The sequence below is a fragment of the Enterococcus sp. HMSC078F03 genome, from assembly GCF_001811595.1.
Classification (GTDB): Bacteria; Bacillota; Bacilli; order Lactobacillales; family Enterococcaceae; genus Enterococcus; species Enterococcus faecalis.
Genome location: NZ_KV805563.1, coordinates 1 through 1012, shown reverse-complemented (window position 1 = coordinate 1012; position 1012 = coordinate 1). Strand labels below are relative to the sequence as shown.

The 1012-nt window shown below is 33.3% G+C and carries 1 pseudogene; it reads right to left on the bottom strand.

Annotated elements, in window-relative coordinates:
• Window positions 1-3: 3 nt before the first annotated feature.
• Window positions 4-1012: pseudogene (locus HMPREF2810_RS15755) on the bottom strand (IS3 family transposase); the annotation flags it as partial.

The window sequence follows — 1012 nt, the reverse complement described above, 5'->3', positions numbered from 1 at the left end:
TTTTTATGCAGTTTTTTGATTGAATTGTCGAAATTCTACTGGGCTTTTCCAGTTAAGTTTTTCCTTGATTCGGTGATGATTGTAATAATAAATGTAGTTCTCAATTGCTTCTCTCAATTCATTTTGACTTTGATAGATTTTTCCATAGTACACTTCTTGTTTTAGGATACTGAAGAAATTCTCCATAGGAGAATTATCTAAACAGGTTCCTTTTCGAGACATACTTTGAAAGATATTGTTGTCCTTTAATGTTTGTATATAGACATTCATTTGATAAGCCCAGCCTTGATCAGAGTGAAAGGTGCGCCGATAGGGACAATCATTTGTTTGAGAAATTGCTTCTTTCAGACCTTCCATAACTGTTTTACCATTTGGTTGAGTAGAAAGGCTATAGCTTAGAATTTCACTATTATACATATCCATAAATGGATCTAAGTATAGTTTTTTCTGACGAAAGATGCCTGCGTTATCTGCTTCAAAGTACTTAAATTCAGTTGTATCAGTTGTAATTTTTTGATGAGGAACAGAGGTTTTAAATCGGCGACGAATCAAATTTTTAGCGATTTTACCAACGGTTCCTTTATAGGAATTATATTTTCTGGATTTCTTAGTAAAAGCTTTGACTTGTAACTTTAACTTTTGTATTAATCGCTGGACTTTCTTTTTATTCACTTGAAATCCACGTCGTTTCAATTCTTGGGTCATCCTTCTATAGCCATAATGTTGATGTTTTTTACGAATCGCTTGAATTTCTTCTTCAATGATTTGTGTTGAAGCTGTTCTGTCGAGGCGTTTTTGCCAGTACATGTAAGTAGATTTTGGAAACCTTAGGGTTTCCAAAATATCTTTTAATCGAAAGTGTCTTCGGAGACTGTGAATGATTCGTGCGATTCGTTCATTTTTTGTTCATCCTCTAAACGCAGTCTCCTCAATTCTTTTAAATAGGCATTCTCAATTTTTAACATTCTATTTTCTTTTTCTAGTTTCTCTACTTGAGATCGTTCACTTGGTA